The organism is Nitrincola alkalisediminis (assembly GCF_009821115.1).
GTDB classification, from domain to species: domain Bacteria; phylum Pseudomonadota; class Gammaproteobacteria; order Pseudomonadales; family Balneatricaceae; genus Nitrincola; species Nitrincola alkalisediminis.
On record NZ_VYTY01000004.1, the window covers coordinates 175632 to 192034 of the forward strand.

Consider the following 16403-nt stretch of genomic DNA (forward strand, 5'->3'; position numbering starts at 1 on the left):
TGGCATGTCGACATCCTTTGTTCTGAAGAGCTCTGTTCGGTGTTTTGGTGGACAGCAAAACCAGTATGAACACTATTCAGACACGTTGAATTGCACGATGCAGTTCAGCGTCTATTTACCGCCTCAGTCCTGCGTTGGAACGCCTGTGCCAGTTGTGTATTGGTTATCAGGGTTGACCTGCAATGATCAGAACTTTACAACGAAAGCGGGTGCTCAACGTGTGGCGGCTGAGTTGGGAATTGCTCTGGTGATACCGGACACTAGCCCTAGGGGTGATCAGGTTCCGGATGATGCCGAGGGCGCCTATGATTTTGGTTTGGGGGCCGGCTTTTATGTCAATGCAACCGAAGTGCCTTGGTCTGCGCATTATCGGATGTATGATTACATCGTTACTGAGCTGCCCGCCTTGGTTGAAAAAGAGCTGCCTGTCACTCAGGTGCGCTCGATTTCAGGACATTCCATGGGTGGGCATGGCGCCATCATGATTGCACTGCGAAATGCGGGACAGTATCAAAGTGTTTCGGCGTTTTCACCGATCGTGAATCCAAGCGATTGCCCTTGGGGACAAAAAGCCTTTTCGGGGTATTTAGGGTCAGATGTAGAGTCCTGGAAAGACTATGACAGTGTTGAGTTAATCCGTCGTGGTGCGGCTCACATTCCGTTGTTGGTTGATCAAGGCTTATCGGACACCTTTCTATCCGAGCAGTTGAAAACATCGGAATTAGAGACAGTATGCCAAGAGATGAACTTCGACGCCGCAATTCGCTATCAAGATGGCTATGACCATAGCTATTACTTTATTGCGAGCTTCATTGAAGAGCATTTACGCTTTCATGCTCAGCATTTGTTTGACTAAGTTTGGCATGTTTAGGCTAAAAGGTGTGCGTATGTGCACCTTTTTACCCTACTAGAAAGCCAGTTTTGCACCAAGGTCGCTCGTATAAAACCCCCATCATTCGCTTCAACCTCCCATTTTCTGCTCTTTTTTCATGTCATACTGCTATTTTTCACAATTGGTATGTATTATGCAGCCATTACTTTGCAGTCTATGCAACCCTTTGGCTTCCACAAGAAGCTCTTTTATTAATCTCTATACCCGATCAGCCATAAGCTGAGGTGAATAGTGAGGATTTGTTATGAGTACTACCCATCGTTGGCTCTCAATTTTTGAGGGCTGTCTGTTAGTTGCGCTTGGCGTTCATCTACTTAATGCTTCCGGCTTGTTAATCAGTGGTACCGCAGGCATGGGCATGATTTTAACACGCTTAACGGATCTGTCATTTGGACAGCTTTTCTTTCTTCTGAACCTTCCTTTTTACGTACTGGCGGCTCGGACATTGGGCTTGGCCTTTACCTTGCGGACGTTTTGCAGCATCAGCCTTTTATCCGTCATGTCTGAGCTTATGCATCGTTTTATTCACATCGAAATTGATCCCTTGATGGCAGCAATTTTAGGTGGGATGTTAGTGGGGTTCGGTTTGATTATCCTCTTCCGTCACAATGCATCGCTGGGTGGGTTAAATATTCTGGCTGTGTATCTTGAACGACGCTTTTCGATTCATGCAGGTAAGACGACACTCGTGGGTGACTGTTGTGTTTTAATCTGTGCATTGGTGTTTTTTGAACTCAGTCAGGTGGCCTATTCACTGGTTGCATTTTTATTGTTAAGTTCAGTGGTGGGGCGTTATCATCGGCCACCAGTGTGGGCGATTGTTAAACCAGTATCCTGATATGAAAAACGCCAGTGATGACTGGCGTTTTTTGTTTAGAGACAGATCCAACTTGAATCCGTTTGTGTTTCCTTAACGCTTAAAGCGAATAACAAGTTCATGGAGCTCATTGGATGTTTTTTGCAGTTGCTCGACAGAGTGATAGGCGCTGCCTGCACTGGATTGGCTGCTTTGTGCCAAGGTCGAAATATTGACCACTTGGCGATTAATATCTTCAGCAACATGGGCTTGTTCTTCAACCGCCGCCGCCATTTGTGTGGTCATGTTATCAATCACACTAATGGCTTCGGATATACCGTTTAACACCTCTGAGGTTTCAGCAACGCGCTGCATGCCTGTGTTCGCATCTTCTCGGCCAGAATCGGCCACTCGCACAGCGTCTTCAGCCGCCGTGGTGAGTTGTTTGATGATGCTATAGATTTCTTTGGTTGACTCTTGTGTACGGCTGGCCAGCGATCGTACTTCATCCGCGACCACCGCAAACCCTCGGCCTTGTTCGCCTGCACGAGCCGCCTCAATGGCGGCATTCAATGCCAAGAGGTTGGTTTGTTCTGCAATATTTTCAATGATCTGTGCGGCTTCAGAAATGAGTTTTGTTTGCTCCGCCACATCCAGAACTGACTGACTGATATTGGTGACGGTATCGCGCAGTTCTTGTATGGCTTTTAACGTCGTTTGCGCGACACTTCGCCCTTCATTGGCCAGTCGGTTGGCTGTTTCAGCTTCTGTGGCTGTGCTTTGTAAATGATTTGAGACTTCGGCAATCGTCATGCTCATTTCGTTCATGGCCGTTGCAACCAGTTCTGTTTCACTGTGCTGACGATTAATTTCGGCATGGGTGTGTGACATGAGTTTTAGCCCATTTTGAGACTCTTTCGACACCAGTTGCGCTGCATTTTCAATGCGGGTGAGCACCGTGTTTAAGTGGGCTTGCTGACTCTTAATGGCAACGCTCAGAGTCCCTAGGTCAGCATGATGATCGGAATAACTTTGCACGGCGAGGGGGTGTTTAAAGGAATGGGCCGTTAATTCATTCAAGTAACGTAACATATGCTTTTGACGATAGGTGACGACAACACCATAGATAATCACGGATGTGGATAAAATAGCCTGTGTGATTTCTTTAAACCCGTAGGCAAATAATACAGCGGTGATGAGTAAGGCGAAGGCGATAAATAGGGTTTCAGGCTTAAATGGAAGCGTAAATTTGGCGCCTTTGCCAGCATTGATACGTTGATACAAGGCATCGGCTCGTTCAACATCTTGTCGAGACGGGCAAGAACGAACAGACTCATAACCAACCACTTTTCCCTGTTCTGTGATTGGGGTGATGTAGGCATCGACCCAATAAAAATCACCGTTTTTACAGCGATTTTTAACCAGCCCCATCCAAGGCTTTCCTTGTTTTAAATGCTCCCACATGATTTGGTAGGCCAAGGGCGGCATGTCGGGGTGTCGCACCAAGTTATGCGGCTGCCCGATCAGCTCCTCCTTAGAGAAACCACTGATCTCAATGAATGCATCATTGCAATGCAGGATGGTGCCATTAAGATCGGTTGCCGAAATAAGCCTGACATCTTGAGGAAAGGTCTTCTCAGTTAGCGTTGTGGGGCCGTTGTTTCTCATCACTTGATCCTTCAAAAGTTTGCAGATGTAGTAAGCATAGAAGATGGAAAATTATTCTGTATCATGTGGTATTAAAAAGACCGTAAAATAATTAGGTGCAAATGATAAAAATTATGTTTATCAGATGATAATAAAGAAGTGTTTGTGTGGGTGCATTATAGAATGAATAGAGAAAATTTACTAAGGGTACTTTAGGTTTAAGATAAGTAAAGTACACAGTTGTATGCCGATACTATTGCTCTGTGAGCGCGTGTAGACGAGTACAGGTATGTTCTAGGCACGTATTTTGTCTTTCAGAGTTGACAGGTGGGTAAGCGTATTTGTCCATCGCCGTACTGAAGCACCCGCCCTCAAACATAAGAGCGGGTGCTTAAAAGAACGATTAGTGTAAATAGGTCAGACCAAATTATTTGTCTTTATATTTATCAAACGCCTTATCTTCATGGTGTTTAATCGATGCAATTACCCCTATTATTATTGAGGCTACTCCGATTGAAAATAAAACCAGTGCCAGAGGATTATCGGCAAATGTAAAATACGCGGCTGCATTTTCCCATTCTGTAATTGATGCGCCCATAATGGTTTTCTCCAGTTATTCATTATTTAAAAAGTATGTCTAAACATTGGCCAGTTTATTGGGCACTTCACTTGGACGAGTGGCCGGAACACTGGTTTCAGGATAGGGTTTGGCTAAAATTTCCACTTCATCTATGCCTAAGTCTTCAACGGCATCTGGTACACGCAGCATGCTCAGTTTTTTCAGAAGCAAAGAAATTGCGTAACCGGGTATGAAGCCGACCAGCGCCATTACGATTGCCGCGATAGACTGTCCTTGGATAGAAATGGCGGGATTGCCATCAACGTTAGGAGTGCCACCTGCAAATACACCAACAAGAATAACGGCGACAAAGCCAGTGAATCCATGGACCGCAACAGCACCTACAGCATCATCGATGCCCTTGTTTTCAAGAATTTTTGCAAACTTAACCGCCAGAACACCCATACAGGTTGCGATCATGAAGGCAAGCGCTGGGTCGTAGAGGTCAAGTCCAGCGGCAACCGAGATGATACCGACCAGTCCGCCAGACATTGTCCAAAAAGGATCACGCGTTGCGACATAGCATCCAATCACGCCACCTGAAAAGCCCATCAGCGTGTTAAAGGCAAACGCGGACAGGTTCGTTGGTGTGTTGTAAATTGTTGTCCAGCCAATATCGCCGCCGTTGAAAATAATGCAACCGCCTAAAAATCCAAAGAAGCCGAAGATGATCATCATGAGCCCAATCAAGGTCATGGGGAGGCTGTGTGGTGCAATTGTTTGAGCAACGCCATTGATGAATTTACCCTTGCGTGCGCCCAAGTTGATCAAAACGCCCAAGGTAAAGAAGCCCGCAACGGCATGGACAACACCCGATGCGCCCACATCATGATAGCCCAGTTGTGTGAGTAGCCATCCATCTGGATGCCAGCCCCAAGCACCTGCGAGTATCCAAGCGACACTGCCCACGGTGATGGTTAAGATGAGGAAGGCACTGACGCGAATGCGCTCAATAACGGCACCGGATAGAATTGATCCTGTTGTGGCGCCGAATAGAGCGAAGGCTCCCCAAAAAATGCCCGTTTCCATATCACTGATATTGGGGCCCATGCTGTCCGACCAAGGAAGCGCTTCTGGAACGCTTGCTGGCAATAAACCGCCCGGAAACGCGTTGTATATCCACCAGCCAAATAGGTAAAACGCTGGGATAATGGTCGCCAAGGCTAATATGTTTTTGATACCCGCCGCGAGCGCATTTTTACTGCGTGAAGCGCCCATTTCATACGCAAGAAAGCCTGCATGAATCATGAGCATGATGGCGGTGCACCACCAGTAAAAAACTTCCATATTCATCGACTGGTGCATAGCAAAGACGGCTTGCTGCGCATCCAGCGCTGCCTGCAGACTTTCTAACGTCGGTGTTTCTAAGGCCATAGGATGTATCCTCTCAGTCTATCAATTTAGATATTTCGTCAGTGGTGAAGTCGTTTTTTTCGTAATCTTTAGTCGTGCCTTTTCTGGCGTCATCATGAAAAGGCACAGCTTTTGCTGTATTTAAAACCGTTAAACTGAAAACGAAGGGTCAGTTGTTATTCACAGTGATCTCGGTTTTAAATACAGCCGTATTCAATGATTTTTTAGCTTAACAATTGCTCAAGTTGGGGCGTTAACAAATTTTGGCAAAGTAAAATTTATTATATATCAATGATTTGTGTTTTTTTGATGTTGGGTTGGTAACCTGCTTCACCAAAAGGAGGCAAAAAATGTCCTATCAATATGAGAGCGCACAAAAACAGACCAAATATCAACAATGGACACCTGGCAGTGCGCCTACTGTAATAGAGACATTTGATGTTAATCAGCAAGCTGAGAGCTTAAGAACATGGCATCAGCAGTATGATCAAATCAGTGATGGTGAGTTTTTTGGTAAATTGACAGAGTTGACGCTAATGGGGGTGCATGTTTTTAAAGAAGAGACTGAGCAGGCATTGCAACAGGATTGTGAAGTGTGCTCGGATTCATTTTGGCTGGGGTTGCCCGTACCTACATCTTCGACAAGCCGCGTGAATGGCTTGGAAGTGGAGAACAACAAAATTATTTGCCGTCCAGGTGGCATTGCCTTTGAATTAACAACGCCTGAGCACTTTGAAATATTTGGGATTGTACTTTCGCAATCTGACTTTCATGCGATTGCCGATCGTCACGATATTGCCTTACCAAAAGCACTATTTGATACACCACGTATTCAGCTACCTCCTAAGGTATTACAGCAAGCACAGTATTTATTGGATCATGTGCTAAAATCGCGTGATTTAAGGCCACCGGATCATCTTCAGTATGATTTGATTTGCCTGATGCTGTTGGATATTTTTGATCAATATTCGCTGGTGAGTACACAAACGTCAGGATTCAAACATCGAAAAAAAGTGGTCGATCAAGTTAGGGGGTATTTACACGACAACAAGGATAGGCCCATTTCGGTAACTGAACTCTGTGAGTTGGCCAATGTCAGTCGTCGCACGCTTCAGTACAGCTTTATGACAGTGCTGGGTATGAGTCCTTTGCAATACTTGCGTTTGTCTCGCTTGAACGCTGTTCGGCGTGCGCTTCAGGCGAACCATGCGCAGCGAGCGGTGGGCGAAATTGCCAGTGAATGGGGATTTTGGCATTTGAGTCAATTTTCAAGTGATTACAAACGATTATTTGGTGAGTGTCCGTCCATGACAAAGCGCATTCAGTGACAAAAAATAGATGCATAATTCATGGTGATGAATTAAGGTAGTCGATTATTTTTTAATCGAATGAGCCATGGCTGGAATTGGTCTATGAGTTCAAAAAATCAGGGACAGTCCACACATTCGTCGAGATATCCTATTCATGCAAGCAGCGCCAAATAAAGCGACCCCATCACTCTATCGAATTACACGTCTAATGCTGGGTGTATTCATTCCAATTTTAATTTTAATTGGTGTGTTTAATGGCATTCGAATGTCCAGTGACTTCGAAAAAATGATTAATCAAGTTGAACAAGACGTCATTCATTCTTTGCAATTAATCGACGACGCTTTAGAGATTCTTGAAAAAGTATTTGATCGACAAATGTTGGATGGTTTGGACGAGTTCATGCAAGCGTATCATGCATCTGGAGAATCGCCACGTGACCTTGATCTTATGGCATTAAAGGGGCGTTTTAACCATACAATGGATGTGTATATCATCAACAGCAAGGGAATTGTTGAGTTTTCAACCATCGAGCAGGATTTAGGTCTAGATTTAACGCAGTGGGCTGATTTTCATGAGTATTTAGAAACGATTCGAGCGGAAGGAGTGCCCGTTGTTGATCGAATGAGCCGAGAGACCTTGACCGGACTCTTTCGTAAATATGGCTATTATCCGACACCAGATAAAGAGTGGATTTTAGAGCTTGGCATCAAACCAGAGGTCATTGCTGAGTATATGAAGAAACTGGACCCTGTGCAGGTGGGGCGGAGAATCGCACTCAGCAATGATGTGATTGACAGTATTCGAATTATCGATCGCTTAGGTTGGGAGCTTTCTATGTCCAATCCTGAGCAGATAGAACCCTTCGTGTTGGCAAGAGCCAACCGAGTGCGAGAAACTCGGCAATCCTTAGAACTGGTAAATTGGAATACACTCACACGCTATATTCTGCAGGAAAATCGTGGGCATATGATGTCCTTTGGGGCTCCAGATCAAGTGATTGAGTTGGTGTATAACCGCACAGGGCTCATCACAGGCATTGTGGCGAATATTTTGGTTACGCTCGCGGGTATTATCGTCTCCTTAATACTGGGGTATTGGTTGAAGACCGTTGAAGAAGAATTACGGAAACAGGCCATATACGATGGGTTAACAGGAGTGTTTAATCGTCGTTATGGTATGAGTCTATTGGAAATCGAAATCAATAAGGCCTCGCGTTTAAACAGTCCCTTATCCTGTTTATTAATTGATATTGATAATTTTAAGAAAATCAACGACTCCTATGGGCACGATGTTGGCGATCAGGTCTTGAGTAAAGTGGCTACAGAGTTGAATCAAACCCTACGTGCCTATGACGTTTTTTTCCGTTACGGCGGTGAGGAGTTTGTCATTGTTTTTCCTGGGCTAAGCTTAGAGGATGCGAAAGTGTGTTCAGACCGTATCCGCCAACTGTGTGCCCAAGTGAGTATTTCCGTTGATAATGACAAATCGATCCAAACCACACTAAGTGCCGGATTAGTTTTGCTCAATCAAAATGAAACCAGCAAAGATCTCTTGAAACGCGCAGATATGGCCTTATATGAAGCTAAACAGGGTGGGCGAAATTTGATTAGGATTGCCGCATAAACTTAATCCTGGAATGCGTGTCCAACCCAATTAGAACGATCTGAGCGTGATTAAAAAACGAAAGGTATCTGTATGAAAAAGAGTCAGTTTTATAAATCCTGTGTAGCGGGTTTGTTGATCATGGGAAGTGCGGCAATGGCTGATGATGTTCGCATAGATGAAGCTCTGAGACTGGTCGAAACCGGCGTGATTAAACATTTAAATGAATTAAACGACATCGCGTTGGCCGTGCAGCCAGGCTCCATTAAGGACACGGAGTTGGAAACAAAATACGGTCGTTACATTTACAAAGTTGAAATTCGTGACGCCATGGGTGTGGAGTGGGATGTTGAGGTCGATGCCATCTCGGGTGATATTCTGAAACGTGAGAAGGATGATTAAGTCTTAGCCTTGGCTATAGATACGATCCGTTTCTTTTGCACATAAAAAATCACCCACTTGAACCCCTTTAATCTTGTGGGTATACCAAACAACCGTCACGTTTCCCCATGCGGTGTATAGGTCGGGGTGATGACCGACCTGTTCCGCGAACTCTCCAACTTGGTTCGTAAAATGAAGTGCGCTGGCAAAATCCGGAAAGGGGAATTGGCGTTGTAGCATTAACCTTTCCTGATTTTCAGCAATCAATGACCAGCCAATTAATGACTTGAGTTCGTGCTCGGCCTCTTCTTGAGTTAGGCGTTTTGCATCCGACCGACAGTAATCGCAAGTGTTTGACACATCAATGCTCCTTTTATAGTGAAACTAGTTGCAAACGATCTATTGCAATTTGTAGGCTCTTATCATCAAACAATTTAAGCTTTCTATCAGCCCATTTCTTACCTGCTGGCCAGTTAACGAGGCCAGTTTTAATCGAAGCTAGTGTAGGCTGACAGCCTTCTTTCACTAATAACCAATCAACAGTGGAAAGCAACTCCATGCCAAAGGGAGACTCAAAGCCGTCAATCATCTCGCTAGCCTTTTCCAATGCAGGTAAAAAGTCTTTACCTTCACTATTGAGATAAACTTCAACTTGCTGCTTTTGAGCATCATTAAAGGCGATCACATCCATAGGGTCGCTATCGGGAATACGCTTGTCAGATTTTAAGTAGCTACCGTCCAACGCATTTAACAAGTGTTCTAGATTATTGGCATAAGGGCCATAATTTCTGGCTTCGAAATTGAGCTTTAACTCGTTTTTAAGGCCTTGCGCTTCAATTACACGCTGTAAGAACCAGGCCAGCTTTTGGATTTCTAACAGACTACATTCCATACCCAAAATCCAATATCGCCTGACAAGTTCAGCAACCATAGCTCGTGCAGGCGTTAACTTCTTTACGCCTACTTTCTTTGCGACGTTTTGATATTTTTCAGTCGGCTCGAATACCCAAATTTCAACATCAGCCAAATCAGCCAACATAAGTTCAATTTTCGGCTTCACTTCTTGCCAGGCTAGACCACCATTGCCTGCACCCAAGGGTGGGATGGCGATGGATTTAACACGGGATTCAGCAATGAAATTGCGTAAGTCTTTTAGTCCTTCTTCTACCCACTCCATTTTGGAGTTGGCGCGCCAATGCTGTTTGGTGGGAAAGTTGATGATCCACTTTGGCCCCATCAATTCACCAGTCTCTGTGACAAACATCTTACCAGTAAACACTTCACCAGCTTTACATGCTTTGGCATAGGCCTGCGTGTTGTTAGGAAAGCGCTCTTTGAACATCAGCGCGATACCTTTGCCCATTACTCCGACGGTATTCACGGTATTAACCAATGCATCGACGTCGGCTTCTAGCAAGTTGCCTTGTGTGTAATGAATCATTAGAAATACCACCTTGCTCTTGCAAACACTGGCATGGTTAAACCGCGCTCTTGCAGCCATCCATCCAGTTTACTTTTCGTACTTTCAGTGTAACAAACCATTCCTGCCAACGCATGGACAGGACAATGCTTATGCACCAACGCCTCAGCCTGATAACGCTCAAATTTTGCCGGATCGTCAGGGTCACGCCTGAAGTCTCGCGACTGAATGATACGCCAGTCGATTTTGTCTAAATCGATCAAGTCCGTATAAAAATTAGACCATGCATAATAGGCATGGCCATCAGAGAATACAAAAGGTAAACCCAACTCCCGGGCCCGATAGAGGTTAGACACCAGAATTACAATTTCATCGTTCTGACGCTGCCGAATGCCACCATAACCACTATGGATGTTTTTCATCATCGGTGAAAAAGGGGTGAAATAAAACGGTACATAATCACTCAAAAAGCCACCTAATCCGACAGGTACAAGATGGGCTGCACGCTTATCAATCAACTCAGGGTTACCAATATGCACCCAATTGGGCGCCTGCACGCTACTATTCCCACAGTGTAGGCCATTATCCAAAATCCAGGGGATATTATCGCGATGAACAATACGCCAGATCAGGGCTTTTTGAGGGTTGAGGGTTTTACTATAGTCATACATTCACTTCACCCGCAAACATGTGGCTCTGCAGATTGATGTGACGCACAACCTTATACTTATCAGCCCAATCCTTTACAACTACCCTAGCTGCCTCAGTCTTCACATATACACTAAATATTTTTTCAGCAGGTACAGTGCTTGGAGATAAACACTCAGCCATACAAGCAACTTTGCATGCTCGGTCGTTGTAGTCTCTTTTTGCAATCAGCGCCCAATCTATTACAGCAATTCCGTCATCATAATCAAAAATTTCATAACCCTCTTCGGCTAAAGGGTGCCTTGCTATAACCTTCCATTTATTTGCTTGCGCGACCGTTCGATGCACCGTTACCAGCACAAAATTCTTATCATGATGAGTTCTCTGAACACCATAATCAAAAGGATTTTTTGCAAAAAAATGAAACGGGACGAACTGATCTAAGCCATGCTGTTGGCGCGATTTTAAAATCTCGCTATCCGCGACATCTTCAAACTTATTTTCTTGTAAAGCTGCGCGAGATTGCAATCCGTTTTGGAGAATTGATTCCAGATTATCCAATGCCGTTAAGTGATAAAGCAGTTTTCCATTTTGCGGCATCAGTACCCCCACTGAACAATACGATTTTGACTGACGCACTCGCACTGGTCTAGGTTACTCATTTATGCACTCCTTTCACTTAGTCGAACTATCCAGTCAACCATCTAGTAACCAAACATACTATCAGCGGAAGATACCCATGTCACTGATAAAGAACGCCAAGGCGAGCCAATCGCTCACTTAAACAAAGGGTTACGAACGTCACCAACCCGAGCAAACGCTTCTCTAACACTGATTGAGCGCACTATCCAGCTTTCAAAGTCTTGCTAGAGGCAAAGGGGCAACATCTCCCCCGCTATATTCAGCAGGAATTCGAATATTTTTCCAGTGTGGCCGCCTAGAGTATGGTTTCTTACGCATATGCTGAGAGGATTTCCATCACGAGAGTGTGGCCGCCTTCAGCTGTAAACGGCGCAGCTTTTGCCCCAGACGTAGTGCCAGACGTAAGGCAGAAAATGCGGCACTACTGGTCGGCTAAGACGTTTTGTATCGGGCCGACAGTAGTCGCAGTCGTAAGTGTACAGTGCCTTTCAAGTGTTGCTTAATGGTTTTGAAAATCAAGTGAACGGGTGAAAAAGGACGTATTTAATTGCCGACTCATTCCATGTCCTTCAACCAGAAAGCCGACCTCAGCTCGTGGTGAGCTGATTTGATCAGAACACACTCGATAGGCGATCCACTGTGCATTTTGGTCTGTTAAGTCCAACTGAGTGGGGCCAAAAAGTTCAAATAAGGTGGGGTCCGTCAGGCGAATACTGACGTTGCGTAAATCGGGATGAAAACGTTCAACCTTCACATTGTAAAGATTACAGAAGGTACGCTCATCAAGCTGCATGAATAAGGGGCCTCGATCACGGGCAATATCAACTCGCAGGTTTTCTTTGGTAGAAAAGCCCAATAGTACCGCACTCATCGCAACCAACATAACTGCACCATAGCCAACGAGTCGAGGGCGAATCAGGGGGGATGGCTGCTTTTGCAGTTGGACTTCTGACGCAAAACGAATGAGTCCTTTGGGTCGCTCTAAGGTTTGCATGACACTGTCACACGCATCAATGCAGGCCGCACAGTCAATGCAGGCTGCTTGCAACCCTTCACGAATATCAACCCCCGTAGGACAAACCTGCACGCAGATTCCACAGTCAACACAATCCCCAATGGGATCTTGTAGAGCTTCCACTTGACGGCGTTTGCCTCTAGGTTCCCCGCGTTCAATATCATAGGTTACGGTTCGTGTGTGCTGATCAAACATTACCGCCTGGAAGCGTGAATAAGGACAGGCATGTAAACAAATTTTTTCGCGGACTAAGCCCGCATTCAAATAGGTTAATGTGGCCATGATGATCAGCCAACCTAAGGTCGTTGATGATTGAAATACGTCAGGGCTGACTAAATCACGAATAGGAATAAAGTAACCTGTGAAGGTGATAGAGGTTAGGCTAGCGACACCTATCCATAGCAGATGCTTGGTGATGCGTCTAAGAGAGTCATTCAGGGTGAGTGCGCGTTTTTCGCGGCGCGAACGCTGCTGAGCGGGTCCTTCTATCCAATCTTCGATCCGAATAAAAATCCAGGTCCAGATGCTTTGTGGGCAGGCAAATCCACACCAAACACGCCCCCACGCCACAGCGGCGAAGAACAGCAAACTGGCACCTGCAATCATGATTCCCGCTAATAATGGTAAGTCATGCCACGAGAGTTGAGTTCCAAAAAAAAGTATCTGACGCTGCTCGAACGAAAAAAGCAGCAATGGCGTTCCTTCCCACTCTAACCAGACAACTAAAAAAAACAGCACAATTAACGGCCAGCTGGTCAGGCGTCGCACATTCTGAAAATAGCCCTTCGTGAGGCGAACATGGAGCTTTCCATCCTTGGCATAGCTGGGCGTATTGATTTGAACAGCGTGGATTTTATCCATGGCGGCACATCCGAACAGTTTAATTGGATGCAGAATACACTTGCCTATCTGTCCATATCAGGTATAAATAAATTAATATTTATAGGTACAGATGAGGGGCTTGCCCGTGTCACGTTCTCCTTTGCGCTATCGTTATCAACAAGTCGAGGCTTGGTTGTTTGAAGGGATTGAACAGAAGCGCTGGCGCTTGGGAGAAAAACTGCCCTCTATTCGTCGTTTATGCCAGCTTCATCAGGTGTCTAAGGCGACAGTGTTGCATGCGCTGATGCATTTAGAGGCACAAGGATGGATAGAGGCACGACCTAAGTCCGGGTATTTTGTCACCTATCATGTCAACCCTCCCAAGGCAGCTCAGTCTCATAACATACTCGATGTGCCGCGTTTGGCAAATGTGAGTGATCTGTTTCTGGATATTATGCAGCGCAGTGCCGCATTTGATCTATTGCCATCAAGCCCAACGCTGGAGGAATCACCGGGAATTCGCACATTAAATCGGTCGATTGCCCGCGCGCTACGGCAACAAAACACTCAGGAAAGTCAGTATTATGACTCGCCAGCGGGTGATGCGGGGTTACGATCTCAATTGTCGATTCATCAAGCGCGGCGTGGCTGGCGAGTGGAAAGTGATGAACTCTGCATTACATCTGGAACACAGCAGGGGTTATTTTTAGCCTTGATGGCCAGTTGCCAGCCGGGTGATATTGTGGCGGTGGAGTCTCCAGGCTTTTATGGCGTGTTGCAATTGCTGGAGACATTGGGGTTGCAGGTGATTGAGGTGCCCAGCTCTGTCAATCATGGTATGGATATGGAAGCGTTGGAGACGATGCTGCAACGCTGGCCTATTCGTGCCTGTGTGGTTGCTCCAGCCTTCTCGACGCCCAGTGGTGCGCTCATGCCTATCGACAGACAGCGTAGATTGTTGGACTTAGCAGAGCGTCATGATGTGGTTGTGATTGAAGATGATATCTATGCTGACACAGCATTGGGTGAGATTCCAGCCCCCTTAAAAGCCTTAGATACGTCGGGGCGTGTGATTTTATGCAGTTCATTTTCGAAAAGTGTATCGCGTGATTTGCGAATAGGCTGGATTTGTGGAGGGCGTTGGCATCAACAGATACAACAGCTCAAGGTTGTGACACAGCTGGCCAACAGTCGCTTTTTACAGCAAGGGGTTGCACATTTTATGGCGGAAGGAGGGTTTGCGGCTCATCTTCGACGTCAGCGTCAAGTCTTGCAAAGGCGGCGAGATCAATTAATGATGTCTTTAAATGAGTGGCCCATTCAGCCGATGACAATCAGTCGTCCGCTGGGCGGGTTATCCATCTGGTTAGAGTTACCGGAGGCCGTGAATACACTGAATGCCTATTCGGAGGCTTTGCGTCAGGGAATTGTGATCACACCTGGACCACTCTTTTCTATATCGGGACGTTATGCCAATTGTTTACGATTAAGTTTTGCTCATCCTTGGAATAAACAGCGCCTACAGGCGCTTGCGCGACTGAAAACGCTCTTGTTTAAATGAGCGTCCTTATTAATCGGTGAATGAAAGAGGTGAGTATGCCGTCACAGACCCTCAAAGATATTATTTGGCAAGTGGTGTATTCGATACCTGAGGGGGAAGTGATGAGTTATGGTCAGATTGCAAGACTCTGCGGTTACCCTGGCCATGCACGTTATGTGGGCGCTGTTTTAAAGCAATTACCGGACGATTCGCAACTGCCTTGGCACCGGGTGATTAATGCTCAAGGACGCCTGTCTTTTCCTCCAGAGTCAGCCAGTTTTGCTCAGCAAAAAGCGCGCTTAGAAGCCGAAGGCTGGCGTTTGGACGGAAGCAAAGTGCGTCGTGTTTTACAGTCGAGTTAATAGGGCCGTTAGCGTCTGAATGTTAGTGTTTTTTGACCCGCCGACTGAGCCAGTTTAATAAGATAACAACACCTGACACCAGAACGGGAACGCTCACGGCCTGCCATAAAGGTAAGTTAATCCCCGGAAGCCAATAGGCCAAAGCATCTAACATTTTATGTCCAACTTGTATTGCATAATAGCTAATAGCAACAAATGAGAAGCCTTCGACCATTTGTTGTAATTTTAACTGTAACTTCGCCTTTTGCTCCATTGAGAGCAGTAACTGTTGGTTTTGCTGCTCCAGTTTTAGATTAATACGCGTCCTGAGGAGTTCAGTGGAGCGGCCCAATCGCCCTGATAAACTGTTTTGCCGGAATTGCACGGATTCACTGGTACGAAAGGCTGGAGTCAGTCGACGTGCGGTGAAGTCTTGCAGTGAAAGCTGATCATCAATCGCTTGTTCTTCCAGTGCTTTTAAACGATCCAATGTCAGTTGATAATAAGCGGCGGTTGCTTGCAAGCGCGAGTTATTTTCAGCAATTAATCGTTCCGTCGCGGCGGCCAGTTGAGTGATCTCATTGAGTAACTGCTCGTCATTGTGGGGCTCTTGTTCAATTCGCTGCGTTAAACACGCAAGATCTTGTTCTAATTGATTGAGCTTGAGCAAGCTTTGCCGTGACACGGGCCAGCCCAGTAACGATAATTTTCGGTAGTTGCCTAAGTCGAATAACTGCTGCGCCAAACGTCCCAAGGCCGAAGCCGATAATCCCTTATTGATCAGCAGCATTCGGCCGGCGCCCTCAGCGTGCTTTTGAAAGTCAGTCCAGATCCGTGCTTTACCCGCGGCCAGATGGCTACTAATGCAGTTCTCAGGATTAAAGAGCATGGCTATTTCGGCATCAGGCAGGGATTGTTCTTCAGGGAGTACGGTGAGCTGAATAATGCGAAAAATTTGACCGGGAATGCCGTTAAACCAATCGCGGGCAGGTAAAAAATCCAATGGGTCATCAAACCAGGGTTGGTTCGCACCTGTACGAATAAATGTATAACTCGAAAACTCACCGTGACGTTCCCAGCGCAGCCATTGGCCATAAAGTGGTAGGGTTATATCCTGTGCTGTGTCAGCAAGGACTTGGCCCAATTGTGCTGAGAGTTGTTGCATCAGCTGTAATTCCAACGCCCGCGAGGCGGGGTCGACTGTTAGGGTAAAGTGGCAGAGGCTACAGGGAGTGCTGATGGGTGGGAACGTCCGTTGTTGAAGCTCTTTATCTAGGACATCTCGCAATGGGTGACTGCGACTCGATAGACTTTCCATTGCACACCTCTTTGTGGCTAAGAAGACTGTATGTATTGTGAGTTGTTTGGGAAGAT

Annotated in this window: 16 protein-coding genes and 1 pseudogene; 8 read left to right on the top strand and 9 right to left on the bottom strand. The window is 45.9% G+C overall.

Annotated elements, in window-relative coordinates:
* The first annotated feature begins 4 nt into the window (after positions 1-4).
* Complete coding sequence (gene fghA, locus F5971_RS08515; RefSeq protein WP_036511156.1) at positions 5-856, top strand: S-formylglutathione hydrolase; 852 nt, start codon at positions 5-7, stop codon at positions 854-856.
* Positions 857-1136: 280 nt separating this feature from the next.
* On the top strand, positions 1137-1730 hold the full coding sequence (locus tag F5971_RS08520) for a YitT family protein (RefSeq protein ID WP_036511159.1): 594 nt from the start codon (positions 1137-1139) through the stop codon (positions 1728-1730).
* Between the two features lie 72 nt (positions 1731-1802).
* On the opposite strand, the gene F5971_RS08525 is transcribed toward F5971_RS08520, so the two are convergent.
* From F5971_RS08525 to F5971_RS08535, 3 genes are all read right to left on the bottom strand, one after another.
* Entirely contained in the window at positions 1803-3356 is a 1554-nt protein-coding gene (locus F5971_RS08525; protein WP_193494716.1) for a methyl-accepting chemotaxis protein, read from the bottom strand.
* 406 nt (positions 3357-3762) lie between these two features.
* Complete coding sequence (locus F5971_RS08530; RefSeq protein WP_193494717.1) at positions 3763-3933, bottom strand: hypothetical protein; 171 nt, start codon at positions 3931-3933, stop codon at positions 3763-3765.
* 39 nt (positions 3934-3972) lie between these two features.
* Positions 3973-5328: an ammonium transporter gene (locus F5971_RS08535; RefSeq protein ID WP_036511164.1), complete on the bottom strand. Its 1356-nt coding sequence runs from the start codon at positions 5326-5328 to the stop codon at positions 3973-3975.
* A 329-nt stretch (positions 5329-5657) separates the two neighbouring features.
* Between F5971_RS08535 and F5971_RS08540 the strand changes: the two genes are divergently transcribed.
* From F5971_RS08540 to F5971_RS08550, 3 genes are all read left to right on the top strand, one after another.
* The gene (locus F5971_RS08540; protein ID WP_036511167.1) at positions 5658-6635 is read left to right on the top strand and encodes a helix-turn-helix domain-containing protein; all 978 of its coding nucleotides are present in this window, start codon (positions 5658-5660) and stop codon (positions 6633-6635) included.
* A gap of 136 nt (positions 6636-6771) precedes the next feature.
* Positions 6772-8241, top strand: a complete 1470-nt coding sequence (locus F5971_RS08545) for a GGDEF domain-containing protein (RefSeq protein WP_193494718.1) — start codon at positions 6772-6774, stop codon at positions 8239-8241.
* Positions 8242-8313: 72 nt separating this feature from the next.
* Complete coding sequence (locus tag F5971_RS08550; RefSeq protein ID WP_036511170.1) at positions 8314-8622, top strand: PepSY domain-containing protein; 309 nt, start codon at positions 8314-8316, stop codon at positions 8620-8622.
* A 3-nt stretch (positions 8623-8625) separates the two neighbouring features.
* Here the strand turns inward: F5971_RS08550 and F5971_RS08555 are convergent, their stop codons facing one another.
* The 4 genes from F5971_RS08555 to F5971_RS08570 are packed head-to-tail and all read right to left on the bottom strand — an operon-like array spanning position 8626 to position 11269.
* Positions 8626-8961, bottom strand: a complete 336-nt coding sequence (locus F5971_RS08555; RefSeq protein ID WP_223116294.1) for a 4a-hydroxytetrahydrobiopterin dehydratase — start codon at positions 8959-8961, stop codon at positions 8626-8628.
* Positions 8962-8974: 13 nt separating this feature from the next.
* Positions 8975-10042, bottom strand: coding sequence for a type II toxin-antitoxin system antitoxin DNA ADP-ribosyl glycohydrolase DarG (darG, locus tag F5971_RS08560; protein ID WP_036511176.1), 1068 nt, complete (start codon positions 10040-10042; stop codon positions 8975-8977).
* The gene (darT, locus tag F5971_RS08565; RefSeq protein WP_036511179.1) at positions 10042-10692 is read right to left on the bottom strand and encodes a type II toxin-antitoxin system toxin DNA ADP-ribosyl transferase DarT; all 651 of its coding nucleotides are present in this window, start codon (positions 10690-10692) and stop codon (positions 10042-10044) included. Before darT ends, darG begins: the two co-directional genes overlap by 1 nt.
* Positions 10685-11269, bottom strand: coding sequence for a DarT ssDNA thymidine ADP-ribosyltransferase family protein (locus F5971_RS08570; protein WP_193494719.1), 585 nt, complete (start codon positions 11267-11269; stop codon positions 10685-10687). Before F5971_RS08570 ends, darT begins: the two co-directional genes overlap by 8 nt.
* A 139-nt stretch (positions 11270-11408) precedes the next feature.
* On the opposite strand from F5971_RS08570, the pseudogene F5971_RS18515 reads away from it, so the two are divergent.
* Positions 11409-11741 (top strand): annotated as a pseudogene (locus F5971_RS18515) (transposase zinc-binding domain-containing protein); the annotation flags it as partial.
* A gap of 69 nt (positions 11742-11810) precedes the next feature.
* Here F5971_RS18515 and ccoG read toward each other — a convergent pair.
* Complete coding sequence (gene ccoG, locus F5971_RS08575) at positions 11811-13187, bottom strand: cytochrome c oxidase accessory protein CcoG (RefSeq protein WP_036511182.1); 1377 nt, start codon at positions 13185-13187, stop codon at positions 11811-11813.
* A gap of 106 nt (positions 13188-13293) precedes the next feature.
* Between ccoG and F5971_RS08580 the strand changes: the two genes are divergently transcribed.
* Together F5971_RS08580 and F5971_RS08585 are read left to right on the top strand one after the other, a co-directional pair.
* Positions 13294-14709 carry an aminotransferase-like domain-containing protein gene (locus tag F5971_RS08580; RefSeq protein WP_246187781.1) on the top strand — a complete coding sequence of 472 codons (1416 nt, stop codon included), beginning with the start codon at positions 13294-13296 and terminating at the stop codon, positions 14707-14709.
* A 35-nt stretch (positions 14710-14744) separates the two neighbouring features.
* Complete coding sequence (locus F5971_RS08585) at positions 14745-15050, top strand: MGMT family protein (protein ID WP_202806858.1); 306 nt, start codon at positions 14745-14747, stop codon at positions 15048-15050.
* A 22-nt stretch (positions 15051-15072) separates the two neighbouring features.
* On the opposite strand, the gene F5971_RS08590 is transcribed toward F5971_RS08585, so the two are convergent.
* Positions 15073-16347, bottom strand: coding sequence for a DUF3422 domain-containing protein (locus F5971_RS08590; RefSeq protein WP_036511191.1), 1275 nt, complete (start codon positions 16345-16347; stop codon positions 15073-15075).
* Positions 16348-16403: the final 56 nt, after the last annotated feature.